This is a genomic window from Actinosynnema sp. NPDC023658 (assembly GCF_040639995.1).
GTDB lineage: Bacteria > Actinomycetota > Actinomycetes > Mycobacteriales > Pseudonocardiaceae > Actinosynnema.
The window spans coordinates 1-3,819 of the sequence record NZ_JBFAAX010000553.1; the positions used below are offsets into that span (position 1 = coordinate 1).

At 71.6% G+C, this 3,819-nt stretch carries 4 protein-coding genes; 2 read left to right on the forward strand and 2 right to left on the reverse strand.

Going from position 1 to position 3,819, the window contains the following annotated elements; all coding sequences use genetic code 11:
• Together katG and AB0G02_RS31005 are read right to left on the reverse strand one after the other, a co-directional pair.
• Nucleotides 1-1,600: catalase/peroxidase HPI (gene katG / locus AB0G02_RS31000; RefSeq protein WP_360801061.1), on the reverse strand; the 1,600-nt coding region annotated here is incomplete at its 3' end.
• Nucleotides 1,601-2,047: a Fur family transcriptional regulator gene (locus AB0G02_RS31005; protein ID WP_360801064.1), complete on the reverse strand. Its 447-nt coding sequence runs from the start codon at nt 2,045-2,047 to the stop codon at nt 1,601-1,603.
• A 191-nt stretch (nt 2,048-2,238) separates the two neighbouring features.
• Between AB0G02_RS31005 and mtnA the strand changes: the two genes are divergently transcribed.
• Together mtnA and AB0G02_RS31015 are read left to right on the forward strand one after the other, a co-directional pair.
• Nucleotides 2,239-3,192 carry an S-methyl-5-thioribose-1-phosphate isomerase gene (gene mtnA / locus AB0G02_RS31010; RefSeq protein ID WP_360801067.1) on the forward strand — a complete coding sequence of 318 codons (954 nt, stop codon included), beginning with the start codon at nt 2,239-2,241 and terminating at the stop codon, nt 3,190-3,192.
• The coding region (locus AB0G02_RS31015; protein ID WP_360801070.1) for a class II aldolase/adducin family protein at nt 3,173-3,819 on the forward strand (647 nt) is incomplete at its 3' end. The genes mtnA and AB0G02_RS31015, both read left to right, overlap by 20 nt.

A 3,819-nucleotide genomic window follows, 5' to 3' on the forward strand; every position in this document is an offset into this window, starting at 1 on the left:
CCAGCTGCTCGGGCTGGTTGACCTCCCAGCTGCGCTGCGGCTCCAGGCGGATGCGGGCGCCGTTCGCGCCACCGCGCTTGTCGGTGGCCCGGAAGCTCGCGGCCGAGGCCCACGCGGTGCCGACCAGCTGCGCGGTCGTGAGACCGGATTCGAGCACCTTCGCCTTGAGGGCGGCGATGTCGGCGTCGTCCACGAGCTGGTGGCCGACGGCCGGCACCGGGTCCTGCCACAGCTGGGCCTCGGGCACCCACGGTCCCAGGAAGCGGCTGACCGGACCCATGTCGCGGTGCAGCAGCTTGTACCAGGCCTTGGCGAACGCCAGGGCGAACTCGTCGGGGTGCTCCAGGAAGCGGCGCGAGATCTTCTCGTAGGCCGGGTCGACGCGCAGCGACAGGTCCGTCGTGAGCATCGTCGGCTTGTGCTTCTTCGACGGGTCGTGGGCGTCCGGGATGATCTCCTCGGCGTCCTTGGCGACCCACTGCTTCGCGCCGCCGGGGCTCGTCGTGAGCTCCCACTCGTAGCCGAAGAGGATCTCGAAGAAGCGGTTGCTCCACTCGGTCGGCTTGTCGGTCCACGTCACCTCGAGACCGCTGGTGATCGTGTCACCGCCCTTGCCGCTGCCGTGGGTGCTCAGCCAGCCCAGGCCCTGCGCCTCCAGCGGTGCGCCCTCGGGCTCCGGACCCACGTGGGCGTCCGCGACACCGGCGCCGTGGGTCTTGCCGAACGTGTGGCCGCCGGCGATGAGGGCGACGGTCTCCTCGTCGTTCATCGCCATCCGGCCGAAGGTCTCCCGGATGAAGTGCGCCGCCGCCAGCGGGTCCGCGCTGCCGCGGGGGCCCTCGGGGTTGACGTAGATCAGCCCCATCTCGGTCGCGCCGACCTCGGGCGCCATCTCCGACTCGCTGACGTAGCGCTCGTCGCCCAGCCAGGCGTCCTCGGGGCCCCAGAAGATCTCCTCAGGCTCCCAGACGTCCTCGCGGCCGAAGCCGAAGCCGAAGGTCTTGAAGCCCATGGACTCCAGGGCCACGTTGCCGGCGAGCACGAGCAGGTCGGCCCACGAGACCTTCTGGCCGTACTTCTGCTTGACCGGCCAGAGCAGGCGACGCGCCTTGTCCAGGTTCGCGTTGTCGGGCCAGCTGTTGAGCGGGGCGAAGCGCTGCCCGCCGTCACCCGCGCCGCCGCGCCCGTCGTGGATGCGGTAGGTGCCCGCGGCGTGCCAGCTCATGCGGATCATCAGGCCGCCGTAGTGGCCGAAGTCGGCCGGCCACCAGTCCTGCGAGGTGGTGAGCACCTCGACGATGTCGCGCTTGAGGGCCTCGACGTCGAGCTTCGCGAACTCGCGGGCGTAGCTGAAGCCCTCGCCCAGCGGGTTGGTCTTCGTCGAGTGGGCGTGCAGCACCGAGACGTCGAGCTGGTTGGGCCACCAGTCCCGGTTCGTGCGCGGGCGGCCGCCCGTCTTCGGGGTCGGCGAGTCGATCGCCGGGTTCTCGCTCTCGCTGCCGTGCGAGGTCGCGGAGTCGTGCGCGACCGGGCAGCCGACCGCGGCCTTCTGGTCCACGCCCTGCGCGCTCGACGGGGGCGTTGCCTTGGGGTCGGTCATCTACTTCCTTCCAACAGGCGGTTCAGTGGCGGTGTGGGTGGCCGAGCAGTCGGGACAGGTGCCCCAAAAGACGACCTCCGCCTCGTCGACCAGGTAACCGGCGTCGTCCGAGGCGGTGAGGCAAGGGCTGTGGCCGACGGCACAGTCGACGTCGGCGATCGCGCCGCAGGAGCGGCACACGACGTGGTGGTGGTTGTCGCCCACCCGGGTCTCGTAGCGGGCGACCGCGCCGGCGGGCTGGATGCGGCGCACCAGACCGGTGTCCGTCAACGCCCGCAGCACGTCGTAAACGGCCTGGTGGGACACCGTGGGGTGCTCTTCCCTGACCAGTGCGATCACCGTTTCCGTGTCGACGTGCGGGTGGTCGCTCAGCGCCGCGAGCACCGCCAACCGGGGGCGGGTCACGCGCAACGAGACCGCTCGCAACCGCGCCTCGAAGTCGGACATCACGACACGACCTTATGTCGCTTGTCTGGAACGAATCAAAATTAGGTTCGTCACACCGCAGTGGACGGGCGCCGCGCGCGGGCGGTCGTCGCGTTCGCGGGAGGTGACCGACCGGCGTCACGACCACCGCCGATGTGCCGTTGGAGTGGTGATCCTTCACCCGGCCGGGCCCCACCCGGAACACTGCACCCATGCGGACGATCGACTGGGTTGACGGCCGGATCATCGCGGTCGAGCAGACCCTGCTCCCCGAGGTCGTGACGACCCTGCGGATCGACACGGTCGACCAGCTTGTCGACGCCATCAAGAGGTTGGCCATCCGGGGTGCGCCCGCGCTGGGGGTGGCGGGTGCGCTGGGGGTGGCGCTGGCCGCCCGCGGCACCGGGGACGTGCGGGTGGAGGCGGCGCGGCTGCGGGCCGCCCGGCCGACGGCGGTGAACCTGGCCTGGGGCGTGGACAAGGTGCTGGCCCGCCTCGACGACGGCCCCGACGCCGTGGTCGCGGAGGCCGTCGGCGTCCTCGAAGACGACATCCGCCGCAACCGCGCGCTGGGGTTCCGCGGGGCGCGGTGGCTGGTCGACCGGCTCGGGGGAGGACCGGTCAACGTGCAGACCCACTGCAACGCCGGCGCGCTGGCCTGCGTCGAGTGGGGCACCGCCCTCGGGGTCGTGCGGGCGTTGCAGGAGACCGCCGCGCTGGGCCACGTCTACGTGGACGAGACGCGCCCGCTGCTGCAGGGCAGCCGGTTGACCGCGTGGGAGCTCGCCCGGATGGGCATCGCGCACACCGTCGTGGTCGACTCGGCCGGACCCACGGTGATCGCCAGGGGGATGGCCGACGCGGTCGTGGTCGGCGCGGACCGGATCGCGGCCAACGGCGACGTGGTCAACAAGATCGGCACCTACCCGCTGGCGCTGGCCGCCGCACGGGCCGGCATCCCGTTCGTCGTCGCGGCGCCGGAGTCGACCATCGACCTGGCCACCCCCGACGGCACGCTCGTGGAGATCGAGGTGCGCGACCCGGCGGAGATCGTCGGTGACCGCGCGACCCCCGCGCTGAACTTCGCCTTCGACGTCACCCCGGCCGACCTCGTCACGGCCATCGTCACCGACGAACGGATCATCTGTGGACAACCGCTGGGCTGAAGCGCACTCCGACGAGCTGGACGCGTGCGTGTACGGCTCGCGGCTGCTCGGCCGCGAACCCGACCTGGTGCTGCACGGCGGCGGCAACACGTCGGTCAAGACGACCGAGGTCGACATCACCGGCCGCCCGGTGGAGGTGCTGCACGTCAAGGGCAGCGGCTGGGACCTGGCGGACATCGAGCGGGCCGGGTTCGCGCCGCTGCGGCTGGACCGCCTGCGCGAGCTGCTGACCGTGCCCAGCCTGCCGGACTCCGCGATGATGAACGAGCTGCGGTGCGCGCTGCTGGACGCGAGCGCGCCCGACCCGAGCGTGGAGACGTTGCTGCACGCGGTGCTGCCGCACCCGGCCGTGCTGCACAGCCACGCGGACGCGGTGATCACGTTGACCAACCTCGCCAAGCCCCTGGTGGAGGAGGTCTTCGGCGACCGCGTCGTGGTGGTGCCCTACGTGATGCCCGGGTTCGCCCTCGCCCGCACGTGCGCGGAGGTGTTCCCCCGGCACGTCGGTGAGCGCACGATCGGCGTGGTCCTGATGAACCACGGCCTGTTCACCTTCGGTGAGGACACCAGGCAGGCCTACGACCGGCACGTCGAGCTGGTGTCCGCCGCCGAGGCGCACCTGGCGCG